At 52.9% G+C, this 18,621-nt stretch carries 16 protein-coding genes; 4 read left to right on the top strand and 12 right to left on the bottom strand.

The genetic code is table 11. From position 1 onward, the window contains the following. Window positions 1-36: 36 nt before the first annotated feature. The 6 genes from AC8GE9_RS08300 to AC8GE9_RS08275 form a co-directional block, all read right to left on the bottom strand. A complete protein-coding gene (locus AC8GE9_RS08300) occupies window positions 37-1,011 on the bottom strand; it encodes a Bug family tripartite tricarboxylate transporter substrate binding protein (RefSeq protein ID WP_506676686.1) in 975 nt (324 codons plus the stop codon). 85 nt (window positions 1,012-1,096) lie between these two features. Continuing rightward, entirely contained in the window at window positions 1,097-1,717 is a 621-nt protein-coding gene (locus AC8GE9_RS08295) for a glutathione S-transferase family protein (RefSeq protein WP_506676685.1), read from the bottom strand. A 91-nt stretch (window positions 1,718-1,808) separates the two neighbouring features. Continuing rightward, on the bottom strand, window positions 1,809-2,675 hold the full coding sequence (locus AC8GE9_RS08290; protein WP_506676684.1) for a VOC family protein: 867 nt from the start codon (window positions 2,673-2,675) through the stop codon (window positions 1,809-1,811). 27 nt (window positions 2,676-2,702) lie between these two features. Continuing rightward, window positions 2,703-3,482 carry an exodeoxyribonuclease III gene (gene xth, locus AC8GE9_RS08285; RefSeq protein WP_506676683.1) on the bottom strand — a complete coding sequence of 260 codons (780 nt, stop codon included), beginning with the start codon at window positions 3,480-3,482 and terminating at the stop codon, window positions 2,703-2,705. 47 nt (window positions 3,483-3,529) lie between these two features. Then, window positions 3,530-4,618: an alanine racemase gene (alr, locus tag AC8GE9_RS08280; RefSeq protein WP_506676682.1), complete on the bottom strand. Its 1,089-nt coding sequence runs from the start codon at window positions 4,616-4,618 to the stop codon at window positions 3,530-3,532. A 37-nt stretch (window positions 4,619-4,655) separates the two neighbouring features. Further along, window positions 4,656-5,951 carry a D-amino acid dehydrogenase gene (locus tag AC8GE9_RS08275; protein ID WP_506676681.1) on the bottom strand — a complete coding sequence of 432 codons (1,296 nt, stop codon included), beginning with the start codon at window positions 5,949-5,951 and terminating at the stop codon, window positions 4,656-4,658. A gap of 345 nt (window positions 5,952-6,296) precedes the next feature. On the opposite strand from AC8GE9_RS08275, the gene AC8GE9_RS08270 reads away from it, so the two are divergent. Both AC8GE9_RS08270 and AC8GE9_RS08265 read left to right on the top strand, forming a co-directional pair. Then, a complete protein-coding gene (locus tag AC8GE9_RS08270; protein WP_028816786.1) occupies window positions 6,297-6,500 on the top strand; it encodes a cold-shock protein in 204 nt (67 codons plus the stop codon). A gap of 114 nt (window positions 6,501-6,614) precedes the next feature. After that, window positions 6,615-7,187 carry a nitroreductase family protein gene (locus AC8GE9_RS08265; RefSeq protein ID WP_506676680.1) on the top strand — a complete coding sequence of 191 codons (573 nt, stop codon included), beginning with the start codon at window positions 6,615-6,617 and terminating at the stop codon, window positions 7,185-7,187. 27 nt (window positions 7,188-7,214) lie between these two features. Here AC8GE9_RS08265 and AC8GE9_RS08260 read toward each other — a convergent pair whose 3' ends face one another. Further along, complete coding sequence (locus tag AC8GE9_RS08260) at window positions 7,215-9,509, bottom strand: heavy metal translocating P-type ATPase (protein WP_506676679.1); 2,295 nt, start codon at window positions 9,507-9,509, stop codon at window positions 7,215-7,217. 93 nt (window positions 9,510-9,602) lie between these two features. On the opposite strand from AC8GE9_RS08260, the gene AC8GE9_RS08255 reads away from it, so the two are divergent. Continuing rightward, on the top strand, window positions 9,603-9,761 hold the full coding sequence (locus AC8GE9_RS08255) for a heavy-metal-associated domain-containing protein (RefSeq protein ID WP_506676678.1): 159 nt from the start codon (window positions 9,603-9,605) through the stop codon (window positions 9,759-9,761). Here AC8GE9_RS08255 and AC8GE9_RS08250 read toward each other — a convergent pair. Genes AC8GE9_RS08250 through AC8GE9_RS08230 form a run of 5 tightly spaced genes read right to left on the bottom strand, consistent with a single transcriptional unit; the run spans window position 9,737 to window position 15,712 of the window. After that, the gene (locus tag AC8GE9_RS08250) at window positions 9,737-10,354 is read right to left on the bottom strand and encodes an SCO family protein (RefSeq protein ID WP_506677137.1); all 618 of its coding nucleotides are present in this window, start codon (window positions 10,352-10,354) and stop codon (window positions 9,737-9,739) included. The genes AC8GE9_RS08255 and AC8GE9_RS08250 overlap by 25 nt on opposite strands. A 20-nt stretch (window positions 10,355-10,374) precedes the next feature. Next, on the bottom strand, window positions 10,375-12,474 hold the full coding sequence (locus AC8GE9_RS08245; RefSeq protein WP_506676677.1) for a M3 family metallopeptidase: 2,100 nt from the start codon (window positions 12,472-12,474) through the stop codon (window positions 10,375-10,377). Between the two features lie 9 nt (window positions 12,475-12,483). Next, entirely contained in the window at window positions 12,484-13,338 is an 855-nt protein-coding gene (folD, locus tag AC8GE9_RS08240; RefSeq protein WP_506676676.1) for a bifunctional methylenetetrahydrofolate dehydrogenase/methenyltetrahydrofolate cyclohydrolase FolD, read from the bottom strand. Further along, a complete protein-coding gene (locus AC8GE9_RS08235) occupies window positions 13,335-13,961 on the bottom strand; it encodes a response regulator transcription factor (protein WP_506676675.1) in 627 nt (208 codons plus the stop codon). The genes folD and AC8GE9_RS08235 overlap by 4 nt, the downstream gene beginning before the upstream one ends. Then, complete coding sequence (locus AC8GE9_RS08230) at window positions 13,958-15,712, bottom strand: PAS domain-containing sensor histidine kinase (protein WP_506676674.1); 1,755 nt, start codon at window positions 15,710-15,712, stop codon at window positions 13,958-13,960. Before AC8GE9_RS08230 ends, AC8GE9_RS08235 begins: the two co-directional genes overlap by 4 nt. 198 nt (window positions 15,713-15,910) lie before the next feature. On the opposite strand from AC8GE9_RS08230, the gene aceE reads away from it, so the two are divergent. Beyond that, entirely contained in the window at window positions 15,911-18,610 is a 2,700-nt protein-coding gene (gene aceE, locus AC8GE9_RS08225) for a pyruvate dehydrogenase (acetyl-transferring), homodimeric type (protein ID WP_506676673.1), read from the top strand. Window positions 18,611-18,621: the final 11 nt, after the last annotated feature.

Here is an 18,621-nt window from a genome sequence, read left to right as displayed (position 1 = left end):
GTTGAGTCAAGGAGCTGTAGATTGCGTGGAGGCGCATTACTCCTTCTTGTTCATGAACTCAATCAAGTCACTAAACGTCTTTTTATAATCGATCATCTCCTGATCCATGCCTTTGGCATCGCGGACATCCAGTATCAACCCCATCTTGTTAGCAAACTCTGCAAATTCTTTGCTGTTCGCGACCTTGAGCGAAGCTGTCAAGAGTTTATCCAAGACTTCTTTGGGCATTCCCTTGGGTCCTACGATGCTGTAGTCTGCAGGGAGCGTGACGTTGTAGCCTGCCTGAACCACGGATTCGGCATCAGGAAATATTGCATATTTTTCCTTGGAAAAAGAGGCCAGAACACGCACCGTGCCGGCTGCGACATGCGCAAGGACGGTGGGGGCATAGCCTGAAACGGCTTCGACGCGCCCCCCTAGCAGGGCTACCAGTGCTTCAGCGCCGCCACCCGTGAAAGGGACCGTTGCAAGTCTGATTTTCGCAACCTTGTTGAGTTCTTGTATGACCAGATCAGGCGCTGTTCGATAGCCGGAAACCGCGACGCGGACCTTGCCTGGATTTTTGCGGGCAGCGTTGAGTAAGTCTTCAAATGTTTTGTAGGGAGAGTCTGCCCTGACGGTAATGATGGCAGGCAGATCGACCAGCGAGACAATCGATTGATAGTCTTCAGGGCTTTTCCACGTCAGTGTTTTATTGACGAGTGGTTGATAAGCCAGCACGCTGTTTGAGGTCAGGCCAATCGTATATCCGTCTGGCTTGGAACGAATCACTTGTCCGGTGCCAATGGTGGCAGACCCACCCGGCTTGTTTTCAACGTTAACCGTGACGTTGAGTTCTTTGGCGAGTTGACCTGCAAACTGCCTAGAGATCGGGTCTGTCGATCCTCCAGGCGAGTAAGGCACGATGAAGGTGATGTCTCGGTTGGGGTATGACTGGGCAAAAACAGGAGCTGCGCAGAACATGGCGAGAACAAATGCTGCGGCTCGCGCTGAGTATTGAATCAAGGGCATTGTCTACTCCGATGTTTTATCTGTTGTTGAACTTAGCCAAGTATGCCTAAGATCAGCAGCAAGCGCCAGTGCTTGCCTGTTTGGCTTAGGAGAGTGGCAAGGTCAAGACGTTTTTGGAGCCTGGACGCGCCAGCATCTTGGCGTACCAAGCTTCAATATAAGGGCGGGTCTTTGAAGGAATATTGAGTCCAAACCAGCGATGAATTTCGCAGGTCATTGGGATATCGGCCATAGTGAGCTTGCTGCCGGCGACATACTCGGTTGTGCTCAGATGCGCCTCGAAGCGGTCAAGCAAAATCTCGGTGCTGCTGATGGAGGCCGCGACTTTCTGCATGTCACGCTCAGGCTCCGGGATGCGGATGATCTGCCAGAAGGCATCTCGACCTGAGGGACTAAAGGTCGTTTGTTGCCAGTCCATCCAGCGCTCGGCGTTAAAGCGCTCCTGCAAGTCGACGGGGTATAAATGTCCCAACGCATGTTTTGCGCACAAATAGCGGACGACCACGTTGGACTCCCACAACGTGAATTCGCCATCCACCAGGGTTGGCACAACAGAGTTGGGGTTCATGGCGATGTACTCAGGGGTTTTAGTGATGCCAAAAGCGCCACCCGCATCGATCCGTTCAAACTCCAGTCCGAGTTCTTGTGCAGTCCAGACGGCTTTGCGGACATTAATAGAAGTAATGCGGCCCCAGATGCGTAACATGGTTTAAATCCTCTTGTTTAAATAGATTGTTATTTCAAGGTATTTGAATGTATTTCAAGGTATTTCAATGCATTTCAACGCATTTCAACATCTACTGAACAAAGTCAAGCAGTGTATTAAAGAAAGGAATCGAGACCGTGAGGCGGCCCGGCTGTTCACGCCACTGAATTTCTGGAAAGCGTTGTTGCGTCAACATGAGACGGTTTTTAACACTTGTCAGATCATGGGTGTGCAAGGCGATTGCTCCAAAAAAACTCTCTCGCATTTCGCCTTGCGGGGATTGCTGACAGGCAAGTGCGCCATAACATTCAGCATATTGTTTTGGCGTCACGAAAACCAGCTCATAGTGTTGACCTCGAATTCGATACTCGCCATGTGCGCCCTTGATCAGCTTGCCTTGTGAGGCAGCCAGGTATTTTTTTGCTTCTTGGGCAGGCTTGTTGGCGACGATTAAAAAGGCCGAGGTACGACTGGCTTGGTTCGCGTGCGCTTGCCACTCTTTGCGCCAAACAAGCTCCGGCGTGAGGTGTTGACAAAAATACACGCGACCGGCCGGATAGGTGGCGGGCGCAAAGCGTGTGGTGCGAAAGCTCGCCAAATACGTCATCCCTTCGAGGTCAACCGGTCGAGAAAAAGCTTGGACCGCTTGAACGGGAAGTTTTGCTTTGTGCAATGACGCATACGTATTGTCAGCACTTAGAGTTTGAAAAACCAAACCGTCAATGCCTACCGGGGTATCAAGGACCTCTTTTCGCAAGAGGTCCGTACCCGTTGGTAAACCTACGATCTCGACATAATCATCTTTCAGGACAATCAGATGATTGATGGAGCCCAGAGAGTGTCGGCCTCTTGGCGTCAGTTGGAATCCGAGAGATTCAAAAACAGCTTGGGCACGATCCATGTCAAAGTGCACATTGATGACAGTGTGATCAAGAGGGAGGGCTAGGGTCTTGGACATGGCTAAGGTTCTCTCGCTAAAGGGGGCTCAGACTTTTAGGGTGGCAATGACTGGAGCATGATCCGAAGGCTGCTCATGCGCGCGTGGTCCTTTATCGATCACGCATGCTGTGCAGTGTGGCACCAGGGAGCCCGACAACAGCACATGGTCGATCCGTAAGCCTGCATTACGTTTAAATCCATTCATCCTGTAATCCCACCAGCTAAAGGATTTTGGAGCTTGTTCAAAGAGACGAAAAGCATCGTGAAAGCCCAGATTGAGTAACGCTGTCAGTGCCGCGCGCTCGGGGGGAGAGACCAATATTTGTCCCACCCATTTTGCTGGGTCGTGAACGTCCTCATCGGCAGGAGCGATGTTGTAGTCTCCCAGAATAGCCACATACTCATGACTTTCTTTTTCGTCGGCGAGCCAGTGCTCGAGTGCCTCGTACCAGGAAAGCTTGTACGCGTACTTTTCACTGTCAACGGCTTGTCCGTTGGGACAATAGGCACAAATCACGCGAATCGTCTGATTACCAAAGGGCAGGGTGACGGCAACCACACGTTGCTGCGGATCTTCGAAGCCAGGGATATTTCGCACGACTTGTACACCAGGCTGGCGTGAAATCACTGCGACACCGTTATAGGTTTTTTGACCGGTCCAAGCGGCGTGATACCCAATTTCCGTAAAAGCTTCTAGTGGAAACTTATCGTGATCGAGTTTGAGCTCCTGCAGACATAAAGCATCGACTGGATGAGCGGACAGCCAATCGATGACTTGAGGCAGGCGAACCTTGAGAGAGTTGACGTTCCAAGTAGCGAGTTGCATGGCACAGTTTTAAATGGCGCAAAGCCGTTGAGCCAGATTCTAAACTGCTATTTGTATATATATTCGCGCGGCACACGTTTTACGTTGCATAAGAGCTCATAGGCAATCGTATTTGCACGTTGCGCGACGTCGTTGATATCGACGTAGCGACCCCAGAGCTCGACGCGACTGCCAAGGCCTGCCTCGGGGAGCTCTGTTAAATCAACGTTGAGCATATCCATCGATACACGCCCAACGATTCGGGAGGGCTTGCCGTCGATGGCGACCGGGGTGCCGGTGGGGACGCCTCGCGGGTATCCATCTGCATAACCCATCGCGACCAGTCCCACGCGGGTTGGACGTTCAGCGATAAAAGTGCCTCCGTAGCCCAAGGCGTCACCAGGTTGTAGTGTTCTGACAGCAAAGACTTCGCTTTGTAAGGTCATGACGGGTAAAAGCTTTTGCTCAGGATGTTTTGCTGAGAACGCCGCGGGTAGAGGGCTTGCGCCATAGAGCAGCACGCCGGGCCGAGCCCAGTCTCGTCTGGCATCAGGCCAGGCTAAAACGCCCGCGGAGTTGCAAAGACTGCGTTCGCCAGGTAAGTCTTGCGTGGCCATTTCAAAAGCCCGGATTTGTGCTGCAGTGGCATCCTCGTCGGGTTCGTCTGCGCGGGCAAAGTGCGACATCAGGGTGATGGAGGCGACAGCAGTGCAAGAGGCCAGCCGTTGATAGGCCTGGGTGACTTCGTCGAGGGCGAAGCCTGCGCGATGCATACCTGAGTCGACTTTAAGCCATACATGTAAGCTCGCGGGGGCCAGCGCACTGGCTTGAATCATGTCAATCTGAGCGGCTTGATGCACTGCAAACCATATTTGATGGTTGTGGGCCGCCAGCAGTTCGGCCGTGTCAAAGCAACCCTCGAGTATGAGTATGGGGCGGGTAATGCCCGCTTGTCTCAACTCGAGTGCTTCGGCCATAAACGCGACGGCAAAGCCATCCGCAATGTCAGCGAGCGCATGTGCGCAATGCACAGCGCCATGCCCATAAGCATTCGCTTTGACCACAGCGAGTGCGCGGCCGCCGTGCAGGGTTTGTGCTGTGAGGTAGTTTTGGCGCAGCGCCGCCAGATCAATTAAGGCTTTCGAGGGTCGTGTCATTCGCAGTCATATACCAATCGTTGGGTTTGTGCGGCTCCTAAGCGGGTAATGCGATGGCGCGCGCAGCCATACCAGAGTGTGCTGCATGATAGCGACTGACCGCAAGACCTTCGGTGCTGATTTCTGGACTTTTGCCAGTCAAAATATCCGCAATCAGCTTGCCCGATCCACAGGCCATGGTCCAGCCCAAGGTGCCGTGGCCTGTATTGATAAAGAGGTTACGCAGAGGGCTTGCGCCAATAATTGGCGTGCTGTCAGGGGTCATCGGACGTAAACCTGTCCAAAATGAAGCCTTGTTGACATCGCCGCCTGGAAACAAATCCGTGACGACTTTTTCAAGCGTTGCGCGTCGCTGTGGATTGAGTCTGAGATCAAAGCCACTGAGTTCGGCCATGCCTCCCACCCTGATACGTTTGTCAAACCGCGTCACGGCAACCTTGAAACTTTCGTCCAGCACGGTTGACTGGGGAGCCAGACTTTCGTCGATAAGGGGGACCGTGAGAGAGTAGCCTTTGACGGGGTATACGGGCAGGTCGATGTTCAGAGGTCCCAGCAGGTCACGCGAATAGCTGCCAAGCGCTACAACATAGCGATCCGCGACGAGCGTCTCGCGGCCGACGCGCACGCCCTTGATTTCGTTGCCTTCGTTGATCAGTTGATGAATGTCTTTACCATAGAGGAACTTGACGCCGAGCGTTTCTGCCATCGCCGCGAGTCGGGTGGTAAAGAGGTTGCAGTCGCCTGTTTCGTCGTTGGGCAGTCTCAAGCCGCCCACCAGTAAATGGCTGGCATTTTTTAAGCCAGGCTCAACAGCGGTCAGCTCGTGTTGATGAAGGAGTTCGTAGGGGACACCACATTCTTTGAGGACCTCGATGTCACGGCTGGCCGCATCAAATTGGGCCTGCGTGCGAAAGAGTTGTAGCGTGCCCGAGGTCCGTTGTTCGTATTGAATCCCCGTATCAATGCGCAGAGCGTCGAGGCAGTGGCGACTGTACTCAGCCACCCGCATCATGCGTTCCTTGTTGATGACATAACGTTTGGCTGTGCATTGGCGCAACATGCTGGCCATCCATTTCAGTTGCCATAGACTGCCGTCTAGACGAATCGCAAGAGGGGCATGCTTTTCGAACATCCATTTGATGGCTTTGAGTGGAATGCCTGGTGCGGCCCAAGGGGATGAATATCCTGGTGAGACTTGGCCCGCATTGGCAAAGCTCGTTTCGTTTGCGGCGCAAGGCTGGCGATCGACAACAGTCACGTCGGCACCGGCTTTTGCCAGGTAGTACGCGGTTGTCGTGCCGATGACGCCGGCACCTAAAACGATCACTTTCATGGATGAAACCTCGTTATTCAGGGAATAACTAAAGTTTAGAGCTAGCCTAGCAGTGTTTTTTTTTGATTTTTTCCAAAAAAAATAAACAAATCACTTTTTTTGTTGTTTTTTGTGTGATTATCCAGAGAAAAGTGACTTATTACATAAATTGTTGCTTTTTTGGGAATAATTGTTTGACTGTGGCAAGTTTCGCACGTAAACTAAATAAGCAAGATTCTCAAGCGACGCGGTTTTTGTACCTAGGCTGTCGCCCTTAATGGTAAGCAGTGGTGTCTATCCCTTCCTTGATCATCTAGCACGCTGGGCGTTTTTGCCCGATTTTTATATTTATCAAGGAAGTTCGAAATGGCAACTGGTGTCGTGAAGTGGTTCAACGCCGAAAAAGGTTATGGTTTTATTATGCCTGACGGCGGCGGCAAAGATTTGTTCGCTCACTATTCAGAAATTCGTTCGAGTGGTTACAAAACCCTCGAAGAAAACCAGAAAGTCAGCTTTGAAATTGGTCAGGGCGCAAAAGGCCCATCAGCGACCAACATTCAAGTGCTGTAATTCTGTACTGACTAGCGTCTGATTTTTCAGGCGCATGTCATCAAAACCCTGTATCGCGTAAGTGGTGCAGGGTTTTTTTATACTAATGCTCATCCTCTTTTTTGCTGAAAACCTATGTCCTCTGCTTGCGTTCAATCCATCACCACACGCCGTTCACAAAAGCTCGTTCAGGCGCCTGGTCCCAATGCCGAGCAATTACAACAGTTGCTCGCCGCGGCCGTGTGCGCGCCAGACCATTCGGCTCTGCGAGCTTGGCGTTTTGTCTTGATCGAACAGCAAAACATTGGTGCCTTGACTGATCTGGCGATCGGTGCGACACGCCGCTCAGGTCGGGAGGTCACTGAGCAAAAGGAACAAAATACACGCAAATGGTTGTCTTCCGTCCCTTTGCTGATTGGGTTGGCCTACAAGATTTCTCACGATAACGAAAAAGTCCCCGAGATCGAACAAACTCTTTCTATGGGCGCCGCAGTAATGAATATTCAAAACGCCGCGCACATGATGGGTTTCTCGAGCTACTGGAGTACTGGGCTAGGGACGTACACGGACGAAGTGCCTGAGGCACTTGGTCTGGATACCTTGGATTACCGTTTTGTCGGTTTTCTTGCAGTCGGTACACCGAGCGTCAAGCTGCCACCTGCGCAGCGTCCAGATCCTGCTGCGCTGACAACGACTTGGCAGCCCTAACAACACGCTAAGGCTCCCGGCAAGTCACTAGCTTGCCGGTCGGATGCGCTTGAGTCTCAGGGCGTTGACCACCACAAAAACACTGGAGCAGGCCATCGCGCCTGCCGCAAAAACCGGTGACAACAGCACGCCAAAACTCGGATAAAGCACCCCCGCCGCAACCGGAACGAGCGCGACGTTGTAGGCAAACGCCCAGAAAAGATTTTGATGAATATTTTTCAAGGTATGGCGTGAAAGCTTGACGGCAGTGGCGACTCCCATCAGATTGTCGGACATGAGCACCACGGACGCCGCCTCGATCGCGACGTCGGTCCCAGTGCCGATGGCGATGCCCACATCGGCCGTGGCCAGTGCCGGGGCGTCATTGATCCCATCTCCCACGAAAGCAATCGTTTGATGTTGGGCACGTAATTGCAGCAATAGAGCGACCTTTCCCTCGGGTAAAACTTGTGCATGTACCTCGTCAATCCCAAGCTGTGCAGCGACTGCTTGTGCGGTGAGTGGGTGATCTCCTGTGATCATCACGGTCTTTAGACCAAGCTGTTTGAGTGCGCTGATCGCCAACGCCGCACTTGATTTGATCGGGTCAGAAACCGCCATCATTGCGGCCAGTTGACCATCGACGGCAAGATAAATAGGCGTTTTGCCTTGTGCTGCCCATTGTTCGGTCAGTGCGTTGTGTGTTTCAGTGCTGATTCCATGCATCCGCATAAAGTGTTGTGCACCTGACAACAGAGATTTGTTGCCAACCGTGGACGCCACCCCTGCACCTGTGGTGGCCTTGAAATCACGCGCGGCAGGCAAGGGCAGCCTTTCTGTATTCGCAGCCGCGACAATCGCTTGAGCGATAGGGTGCTCAGAGTGCAGTTGCATGGCGGCAGTCCAGGCAAGCACCATTGCGCGGTCATAGTGGGGATCTAAAACGACCAGGTCGGTCAGCGTAGGCCGTCCCTGAGTCAACGTACCGGTCTTGTCAAAAGCGATCACCGTGACATCGCGCAGTCGTTGTAGTGCTTCACCTTGTCGAAATAAAATGCCCAACTCCGCGGCCCGACCCGTTCCCACCATAATCGAGGTCGGCGTGGCCAGTCCCATTGCGCAAGGGCAGGCAATGATCAGCACGGCAACAGCATTGACGAGCGCATAACTGAGGCTGGGTGCGGGTCCTAGCGCCAGCCAGGTTAAAAAAGTCAGCAATGCGCACAGCATGATGACCGGCACAAAACGCGCCGTGACACGATCCACGACAGCTTGAATCGGGAGCTTCGCGCCTTGCGCCGTTTCAACCATGCGAATAATGCGGGCTAGAACCGTTTGCGCCCCGGTGTGGGTGGTGCGGTAGGTAAAACTTGTCGTCGTGTTGAGTGTTCCAGCCGTGACGCGCTCACCCAGGTGCTTGGTGACAGGGATCGGCTCACCAGTAATCATAGACTCGTCAACATAAGCTTGTCCTTCAGTCACGACGCCATCGGTCGCCACTTTTTCCCCCGGACGCACCAAGATCAAGTCGCCAGGCTTGACCAAGTCGATATTGATATCTGTGGGCACGCCCTCGACCATGACGCGAGCCTGCCTAGGTTGCAACCCGATGAGATGTTTAATTGCAGTGCCCGTTCGTCCACGTGCACGTGTTTCGAGGAGTCGCCCCAACAGAATAAGTGTGACGATCACCGCAGCCGCTTCAAAATAGACGTGTCGAGCTCCTTGCGGTAACCATGCCGGCTGAAACGTCGTCACCATGGAATACAGCCAAGCACTCGAGGCGCCCAGTGCGACTAGAGAGTTCATGTCTGGACCAAGCCGCCACAACGCGGGAAAGCCTCTGGTAAAAAAACTGCGCCCAGGACCCAACAGAATCAGGGTGGTGAGCAGTGCTTGCAACCACCAGCTGCGTTGCAGGCCGATTGTGTCGTGAATCAAGTGGTGGATGGCGGGAAACAGATGCGCGCCCATCTCTAGGACAAAAACAGGCAAAGTCAGAACCAGCGCGAGTGTCAATGCGCGATTGAGCGCATGGGCTTCTTGTTCTTGCTCGGCCGCAAGTCCATCCTCTGTGGCTTGAGCACCGTCAATCAAGGAGGCTTCGTATCCCGCTTTCTCTGAGGCCTCCAGCAATGCATTGACCAGCGACTGCGGCGCTTGGACGGATGCATCAACACTAACGGAGGCACGATGTGTCGCCAGATTCACCTGAGCCAGAGCGACGCCAGCTACTTTTTCAAGTGCTTTTTCTACCCGCAGCACACAGGATGCACAGGTCATCCCCTTGATCGCCAACTCAATGTGGCGTTCTGTCACCTTGGGGGAGATTTGCACTACCATGCTGAAATCATCAAACGATTCAGATGCCATTAAATATGAAGGATCATGCTCATGACATCATTCCAAGTTAGTGATATGACATGCAATCACTGCGTGAAGACTATTACAGTTAGTGTACACAGTGTGGCGCCTGAGGCGAGTGTTTTATGCGATGTCCCCACCCATACCGTCACGATTTCAGGTGCGCATGATGCTCAGCAAGTTGAGCTTGCGATCAAGCAGGCCGGTTATACGCCCATCAAAATCAGTTGACGCAGGTCCTGAGTGACTACATCGACCTTTTCTGTATCGGGTGCAAGCAGCCGTGCACGCCCCGTCTTATCAAAAATAAAGACGCCACGGCTATGCGTCACATCATAGATTTTTGCATCGTCACCCGGCTTGGGTTTTTCAATTTGATAGGCAACACGATAGCGGCGTGCAAGATCGGCAACCTGTTTTTCACTCCCGGTTAAACCAATCGCGTTCTTGTTAAAGGCATTCACGTAGGCTTGCAGCACATCGGGTTTATCACGGTGCGGATCGACGCTGACAAAGATGATACGTACATCTTTAGCGTCGTCACCTAGTTTTTCCAAGACTTCGGTGAGTTGTGCCATCGTTGTCGGACAGACGTCAGGACAGCTGGCGTAGCCAAAAAACATCAGGACGGTTTTATCTTTGAGGTCGTGTTGAGTGATGGACTTATTGCCTTCACCAACCAGAGAAAACCTTAAGTCTGGTAAATGTCCGGACACATCATAGAGAGACCATTTCTGAGTGGGATCAGAACACCCCGCTAAAAACATGATGCTCAACGCCATGAGACCCATCATGGTGCGCTTGATGATGGCGTTGAGTGGCATGCGAAAAAGATGAAACATTGTTAAGTCACTAGCGGCATGGACGCATCGGGCTTGGACGCATCGAGCATACCGCTATGACGCAGCAAAGCATCCATCTTTGGGGGGCGACCGCGAAAGGCATTGAAGGACTCGGCCGCAGGGCGTGTGCCACCCACCGCCAGCACTTCACGACGAAACTTCATCCCTGTCTCTGGATCGAGCGTACCAAGATGTCCCGAGGCTTGGTGAGCCGAGACTGCACTGCGCGCTGCCGCCTCTTCAAAGGCTTCAAAGGCATCGGCGGACAAGACTTCAGCCCATTTGTAACTGTAATAGCCCGCACCGTAACCACCCGCGAAAAGGTGTGAAAAACTATGCGGAAACCGATGCCAGCTAGGAGGGCGTATCACCGCGACTTCCTCTCGGACTTGATCGAGTTGTGTGAGAACCTCGGCAATCGATAGACCCTGACGACGATTATGTAACTGAATGTCAAACAGTGAAAACTCGATTTGACGCACGGTTTGCATACCGCTTTGGAAATTACGTGCGGCTTTCATTCGATCGTAAAGGTCTTTAGGCAGCGGCTCATTCGAGTCGATGTGTGCGGTCAAGCGCTGAAGCACCTGCCACTCCCAACAAAAGTTTTCCATAAACTGCGAAGGAAGCTCGATGGCGTCCCACTCAACGGCCGCAAAAGCTGAAACACCGGGCTCGTCCACCTCAGAGAGCAACGCGTGCAAGGCATGACCACTCTCATGAAAAAGTGTGATGACGTCATCATGCGTGAGCAACGCAGGGCGATCGCCTTGAGGACGGGCAAAATTGCACGTCAAATAGATCACGGGCGTTTGAACTGTTGACAAGCGTTTACGACGATTGCGTTCGCTGTCGACCCAAGCACCGCCTTGCTTTCCGGATCGCGCGTATAAATCCAACATCAGATAACCCAAGATTTCACCTGAGTGATTCAGAACTGTTGCTGCCCGAACATCCTCATGCCAGCCGTTCAGTGTGTAGGGCACTAGTTTGACGCCGAACAAGGTCTCAATGACTTCAAACAGTCCACTCAAGACGCGAGGCTCGGTAAAGTACTGCTTGACTTCATCTTCTGAGTACGCGTAGCGTGCTTCACGCAGCCGTTCGGAAGCATAGGGGACATCCCATGGATGTAACTCGGTCAATCCCAGTTCACTTTTGGCAAACGCTTTGAGCTCGGTGAGATCCCGTTCGGCGAAGGGTTTTGCGCGTTTGGCGAGCTGGCGCAAAAAGTCCATGACTTCTTCGGCGCTGTCGGCCATGCGTGTTTGCAGGCGCAGGTCTGCAAAATGCTGAAAACCCAGGAGCTGGGATTCTTCGGCACGTAAAGAAAGTGCTTGTTCGATCAACGGAGAATTGTCCAAGCTCGTATCGCCCTGATCTGAGGCGCGCGTGGCATAGGCATGATAGAGCGTGCGACGTAATTCGCGATCGTGCGCGTATTGAATTACCGGTAAATAGCAAGGCATTTTGAGGTTGAGCGTCCAGCGATCAGCCAAAGGGTCCTTGAGCGAAGCCAGAGTGTCTTCGGGGATGCCGTCTAGACGTTTGAGGTCTTCGATGACGAGTGACCAGCGATCGGTCGCATCCAGGACGTTTTCAGAAAACTTTTGTGAAACTTGAGATTGACGATCTGAGTTTGCGGCATAAAGCGCCCGTGCCTCGCCTTGTAATTCAACGCCACTGAGCTTGAAGTCGCGCAACGCAAGGTCAATGACCCGACGACGGGCTGCAGACCATGTTGGAAACGCCTCGACGTCACGCAAGCGCTGATACTGCTTGTAGAGACCCTCGTGCAAGCCGACCCAGGTTGAAAACTCACTGATCGGTCCGAGCATCTTGTTGTAGACATCGCGTAACTCGGGTGTGTTGACCACGGCATTTAAGTGGCCAGCGATTGACCACGCGCGCCACAAAGGCTCCGAGGCATCATCAAGCGGTGTCACGATCGCGTCCCAAGTGGGCGCGAGCGAGGGATCGGCGGCAACATCGATTGCGGTCCGTGCTTTGGCCAGGAGCTGCTCGATGGCTTGGCTGACGTGGTTTGGAGTGATCGATGCGTAATCGACCAATGTATCCATTGGGACGAGAAGAGGATTCATGTTTGTAGCCTACCTTTGTTGAGCGCGTTCAGCGGCCTCGACCGTATTGACCAATAACATCGCAATCGTCATGGGTCCTACACCGCCAGGCACAGGCGTGATGGCTCCGGCGACAGTTTTTACGCTTTCAAAATCAACATCACCACAGAGTTTTCCATCTGCCTCGCGGTTAATGCCGACATCAATCACAATCGCCCCATCTTTGACCATGCTCGCATCAATCATTTTAGGCTTGCCCGTGGCGACAACCAGAATATCCGCATGGCGAGTATGCCAGCCCAGGTCTTTTGTTTTGGAGTTACAAATCGTGACCGTCGCGCCTGCGCTTTGCAGCAGCATGGCCATCGGTTTTCCAACGATATTGCTTGCGCCAATCACCACAGCGACTGCGCCTCTCAAAGAAACTTGTTCGGACTCGAGCATTTTCATGACACCGTATGGTGTGCAGGGTCTAAAGAGCGGCTTACCGATCATGAGCAAGCCGGCATTGCTAATGTGAAAGCCGTCGACGTCTTTGTTGGCGGCGATGGTTTCGATGACGAGGTGCGCGTCAATGTGCGCAGGTAAAGGCAATTGCACCAGGATCCCGTGAATAGAAGGGTCTGCGTTCAGTGTGCGAACACGCTCGAGCAGTGCCTCCTGCGTCATCTCGGCACCATATTGTTCGAGGACTGAGTGCAAACCTGCCTTTTCACAGGCGGCCACTTTGTTTTTTACATACACTTTCGAGGCCGGGTCTTGACCGACCAAGATTACCGCAAGACCAGGTTTTGTTCCTGCGGTAGTCAAGGCCGCCGCACGCTGAGCAACTTCTTCGCGTATCGTGGCCGCGAGCTTGACACCATCAATGACACGTGCCGTCATGCGGAGATCTCGGGTTTGCTGAGGGCGACTTTCATCAGGTCTGCGACCGTGGTCACTTGTAGTTTTTCCATGATGTTGGCACGATGCGCTTCGACTGTTTTGATGCTGATGCCTAAGTCGTCGGCGATCTGTTTATTGAGTCGACCTGCAACGATGCGCTCGAGCACCTGTTGTTCACGTGCGGTCAGGCGTGCCAGCATGGCCTCATGCTCACGCTGGGCTTGTGCTTGCGAGAGCCTTTCATTGGCTTGTTCGAACATCCGTCCAACGATTTCACGCAGGTCGGTTTCGTCAAAGGGCTTTTCAAGAAAGTCGATCGCCCCTTTTTTGATGGTGGACACGGCCATCGGTACATCTCCATGTCCAGTAATAAAGACGATTGGCATGGTTGATTTACGAGCGATCAGTTGCTCTTGCAACTCTAAACCGCTCATGCCAGGCATACGCACATCCACGATCAGCACACCAGGACGTTTCTCGTCATACTCAGCCAAAAAGCTTTCACCGCTTGGAAATGCCCGAACCCGATAGTTGTTGGCTTCGAGCAGCCAACGCAAGGAGTCCCTGACAGCTTCGTCATCATCAACGATGTAAACGGTGCTCGCGGTTTGGGGTGCATTCATGTAAGTAACTCCTCGGACTGAAGGTGCTTTTGCGCTTCAAGGCTTGAAACACAAGGCAGTGTAAAGCGAAAGGTTGTTCCGCCTTCTGGATTGCTGACCGCCCAAAGGCGACCATGATGAGACTCGATAATAGTGCGGCAAATATTCAAACCCATGCCAAGCCCCTCGGTTTTAGTGCTAAAGAAGGGCTCAAACAGGCGTTCTGGGTCCGAAAGTCCGTGGCCACGATCCGTGACGGCGACTTCGATTTGATTGTCATGCAGCGTGACGGCGACGACCAGGGTTTCAACCGCGCTGTGCTCCATCGATTCCAAGCCATTTTTAAGCAAGTTCAATAACACTTGTTCAATCAGAATCGGATCGGCAAAGACGTCTGGTAAATTCTCGGGCACCTTGTGACTGATCGCCACTTGGCGCTTGCGGGAATGAATTTCGGCAAGACTGATGGCGTTATCCATCACGGTTTGAATCTGGATCGCCTGACGACGTGGTTCGCTGCGTTTCACAAAGTCCCGGATACGGCTGATGATTTTGCCCGCGCGCTGCGCTTGAGCGGCTGCTTTTTCCAAAGCAGGCAGCAGGGTTTCCATGTTGGCATTGCCTGATTTGACCATGGCGACCGCGCCCATGCTGTAGTTGGCGATCGCGGTCAGGGGTTGGTTCAGTTCGTGGGCTAATGAAGAAGCCATTTCACCCATGGTGGTCAGGCGACTGGTAATTTGAATCTTTTCTTGTTGAATGCGGGAGGTTTCTTCGTGCTGACGACGTTCCGTGATGTCACGGGCGACCTGCAGCCTGACGCGTCGCCCGTCTGTCCAGGCCAGCATGCGGTGCTGCACTTCAAACCATCTTTGTACTGAGGCCGAAAAAATCTCAACAGACTCGTCGGTATAACGTCCGCGGCGACCCGCTAGCAATTCATCATGACCATTGGTCTGTGCGCCAAACAATCGTCGGTAAGTACGATTGGCAAACAAGAGCTCAAGACCTTCGTTCGTATCTGCGGTCACAGAGATCGCATCATCTAGCCCTTCAAGAACCGTCATAAAACGCTCGTGGGCTGCAGTCAGCGCCTCTCTGATTCGCTTGGGTTCTGTAATGTCGGTCATGGAGGTCATCCAGCCGATTTGGTTGTTTTGTGGATCAAGGAGTGGCGAGACATACATGCGCGCGTTGAAACGCGAACCGTCTCGACGTTGCGCTTCGAGTTCTAAGCCACTGCTCGGTGCTTTGCCAGCTAACACGCTTTCCAACGTTTGAATATGCGAGTCGTGCATGCCAGGAACCCAGTAGGGGAAGGGCGGCATTCTGCCGATGAGGTCCGCTTCATTCCACCCAATCATGCGGCAAAACGCCGGATTGACATAGGCGATACGTCCTTCGAGATCTAACACGCGCATCCCCGTTGACATAGAGTTTTCCATGGCACGCCTAAAGCCCGTCTCCGCGATTAACGCGGCCTCGGCCTCTGAGCGATATCGCGTGTAGCGCAACAAAATCAGCAGCGCGATCACAATCACCACCGACAGTGCAATGACCACCCAAATTAAACGGTGTTGGCGCATCTCCTGATCGATCGTGATAAACATCACGCTGCCATCCTGGATGCGCTGAAGCCAAAAGAAGGCGCCCATCACACACGCATACAGGATCAGGATCAGCATTGGCGTGAGCCAATACCAGCGACGCCGGCGAAGGCGAGCCTGATCTATAAAGGGCGCAGCAATGACAGACTTTGGGGGGGCGGACATATTTCACGCGAAAGGATGGTTAGTGCATTTTAGTCAGGTTATGACAGGGGATTGCCCTTATTCGTTTCATAATGCGAAAATACTTACCGCCTTGTGAAATTTTTGTTGCCGCAACCAAAAGTTATACCTAGAATGCGGCAAATACCCAAAAAACAGTTAGGCTCTCATTTAAAAGAACCTACGAATCAGGAGATTCACATGGCACCACAAGCTGCCGGTTTCAATGCCGCGAACGACGTCGATTCGCTGGAAACGCAAGAATGGCTAGATGCTTTGGCAGCCGTGTTGGACCGCGAAGGTCCAGAGCGTGCGCATTTTCTCTTAGAGCGCCTGACAGATTTGGCACGCCGCTCTGGTGCGCATATTCCTTTTTCTCCTAATACTGCTTATCTCAACACGATTCCCGTTGGTTTAGAGCCCACACAGCCTGGCAACCTTGAGCTCGAAGCGCGTATTCGCAGCATCATCCGTTGGAATGCCATGGCGATGGTCGTTAAGGCCAACAAGCACAACCCGCCTGATGGCGGAGACCTCGGTGGCCACATCGCCTCCTTCGCCTCTCTGGCCACAATGATCGGCTGCGGTCAAAACCATTTTTGGCATGCGGATACCCCTGAGCGAGGCGGGGACTTGGTGTATTTCCAAGGGCACTCTTCGCCGGGTGTCTATGGACGTGCCTATCTTGAGGGTCGGTTGACCGAAGAGCAACTGGATCATTTCCGTCAAGAGGTGGATGGCAAAGGCTTGTCTTCCTATCCTCACCCCAAGCTCATGCCCGAGTTCTGGCAGTTTCCAACGGTCTCCATGGGTTTGGGCCCGTTGATGGCGATCTACCAGGCACGCTTTCTCAAATACCTCCATGCGCGCGGCCTCGCAGACACGAGTCAGCGCAAGGTCTGGGTGTTTTGCGGTGATGGCGAGATGGATGAACCCGAGTCCTTGGGTGCGATCAGCTTGGCCTCGCGTGAAAAGCTCGATAACCTGATTTTTGTGATCAATTGCAACTTGCAGCGACTCGATGGTCCTGTGCGCGGCAATGGAAAAATCATTCAAGAGCTAGAGGGCGACTTCCGGGGCAGTGGTTGGAATGTGATCAAAATGATCTGGGGTGGCTACTGGGATCCTTTGTTGGCCAGCGACAAAGAAGGCATCCTGCGCAAGATCATGGAAGACACTGTCGACGGCGAATACCAGGCCTATAAAGCCAACGACGGTAAGTTCGTACGCGAACACTTTTTTGGCAAGCATCCTAAGCTACTTGAAATGGTGTCACGCATGAGCGATGAGGATGTGTGGCGCCTCAATCGTGGCGGTCACGACCCGCACAAAGTGTATGCCGCATTTTCTGCCGCCACCAAGCACACGGGACAACCTACCGTGATCCTGGCCAAAACCATCAAAGGTTATGGCGTGGGACATATGGTTCAGGCCAAAAATCCATCACATCAACAAAAAAAGCTCGACACGGACACCATCCGAGAGTTTCGCGATCGCTATAACATCCCGATTCCAGACAGCAAGATTGAGGAAGTCCCATACTTCAAACCTGCCGAAGACTCTCCCGAAATGCTGTACTTGCACGAGCGTCGTAAAGCCTTGGGCGGTTACTTGCCCAAGCGCCGGACCCGTGCTGACGAGACACTCAAAGCGCCTGTTCTTGAGGTTTTGAGACCTGTCCTGGATCCAACGGCCGAAGGTCGCGAAATCTCGACCACACAAGCGTTTGTGCGCGTGCTCAATCAAGTTCTACGTGACAAGGATCTCGGTCCACGCGTGGTGCCAATTTTGGCAGACGAGTCCCGTACCTTTGGTATGGAAGGCTTGTTCCGTCAGATTGGTATTTATGCCCCTGAGGGACAAAAGTACACCCCCGTCGATAAAGACCAGGTGATGTACTACCGCGAAGCCGCCGATGGACAGCTCTTACAAGAGGGCATCAACGAAGCGGGTGCGTTTAGTTCTTGGATCGCCGCTGCGACGTCGTACTCGACGAATAACCGCATCATGATCCCGTTTTATATCTACTATTCGATGTTTGGTTTCCAGCGCATTGGTGATCTGGCCTGGGCTGCGGGCGATATGCAAGCCAGAGGTTTCTTGCTAGGAGGGACTGCAGGTCGCACCACGCTAAACGGTGAAGGACTCCAGCACGAAGACGGCCATAGCCATATTTTCTCTTCGACCATTCCTAATTGCGTTTCCTACGATCCCACCTTTGCGCACGAGTTGGCCGTCATCATTCAGCATGGTTTAAAGCGCATGGTCGAAGACCAAGAAAATGTGTTCTTTTACCTGACCGTAATGAACGAAAACTATGCGCAGCCCGGTTTGAAAAAGGGCGACGAAGAGGGCATCATCAAGGGCATGTATCGCCTCAAAAAAGGCGGTAAAAATAAACTGCGTGCTCAACTACTGGGTTCCGGTACGATTTTGCGTGAGGTCATGGCGGCCGCTGAGCTGTTGGAAAATGATTGGGGCGTCTCGGCTGACATCTGGAGCGTGACGAGCTTTACGGAGTTGCGTCGCGATGGTTTGGATTGCGAACGTCACAATATGTTGCATCCAACCGGCAAACCTCAAACACCTTTTGTCTCAAGCCTGCTTGAAAAGACCGAAGGTCCGATCATTGCCTCAACGGATTACATGAAATTGTTCGCCGATCAGGTCCGTCCCTTCATGCCGCGTGGTCGCGACTATAAAGTCCTTGGAACAGATGGCTTTGGGCGCTCGGATTTCCGTTCCAAGTTGCGCGAGCATTTTGAAGTCGATCGTCACTTTGTCGTGTTGGCCACGTTGCGCGCGTTGGCCGACGATGGCAAGGTACCGGTGAGCCAAGTGGCGGCTGCCATCAAGAAATATGGCATCAATCCCAACAAAGCCAATCCTCAATACGCCTGATAAAGAGACCT

Source organism: Zwartia lucis (assembly GCF_965234455.1).
GTDB classification, from domain to species: domain Bacteria; phylum Pseudomonadota; class Gammaproteobacteria; order Burkholderiales; family Burkholderiaceae_B; genus Zwartia; species Zwartia lucis.
This window is presented reverse-complemented; position numbering and strand designations above follow the sequence as displayed.

Bases quoted from the DNA above. Each gene is read 5' to 3' on its own strand.
- AC8GE9_RS08275 (WP_506676681.1), bottom strand. From the start codon at position 5,951: ATGAAAGTGATCGTTTTAGGTGCCGGCGTCATCGGCACGACAACCGCG.
- AC8GE9_RS08290 (WP_506676684.1), bottom strand. From the start codon at position 2,675: ATGTCCAAGACCCTAGCCCTCCCTCTTGATCACACTGTCATCAATGTG.
- alr (WP_506676682.1), bottom strand. From the start codon at position 4,618: ATGACACGACCCTCGAAAGCCTTAATTGATCTGGCGGCGCTGCGCCAA.
- AC8GE9_RS08265 (WP_506676680.1), top strand. From the start codon at position 6,615: ATGTCCTCTGCTTGCGTTCAATCCATCACCACACGCCGTTCACAAAAG.
- folD (WP_506676676.1), bottom strand. From the start codon at position 13,338: ATGACGGCACGTGTCATTGATGGTGTCAAGCTCGCGGCCACGATACGC.
- AC8GE9_RS08270 (WP_028816786.1), top strand. From the start codon at position 6,297: ATGGCAACTGGTGTCGTGAAGTGGTTCAACGCCGAAAAAGGTTATGGT.
- AC8GE9_RS08295 (WP_506676685.1), bottom strand. From the start codon at position 1,717: ATGTTACGCATCTGGGGCCGCATTACTTCTATTAATGTCCGCAAAGCC.
- AC8GE9_RS08260 (WP_506676679.1), bottom strand. From the start codon at position 9,509: ATGGTAGTGCAAATCTCCCCCAAGGTGACAGAACGCCACATTGAGTTG.
- AC8GE9_RS08300 (WP_506676686.1), bottom strand. From the start codon at position 1,011: ATGCCCTTGATTCAATACTCAGCGCGAGCCGCAGCATTTGTTCTCGCC.
- xth (WP_506676683.1), bottom strand. From the start codon at position 3,482: ATGCAACTCGCTACTTGGAACGTCAACTCTCTCAAGGTTCGCCTGCCT.
- AC8GE9_RS08250 (WP_506677137.1), bottom strand. From the start codon at position 10,354: ATGCCACTCAACGCCATCATCAAGCGCACCATGATGGGTCTCATGGCG.
- AC8GE9_RS08230 (WP_506676674.1), bottom strand. From the start codon at position 15,712: ATGTCCGCCCCCCCAAAGTCTGTCATTGCTGCGCCCTTTATAGATCAG.
- aceE (WP_506676673.1), top strand. From the start codon at position 15,911: ATGGCACCACAAGCTGCCGGTTTCAATGCCGCGAACGACGTCGATTCG.
- AC8GE9_RS08245 (WP_506676677.1), bottom strand. From the start codon at position 12,474: ATGAATCCTCTTCTCGTCCCAATGGATACATTGGTCGATTACGCATCG.
- AC8GE9_RS08235 (WP_506676675.1), bottom strand. From the start codon at position 13,961: ATGAATGCACCCCAAACCGCGAGCACCGTTTACATCGTTGATGATGAC.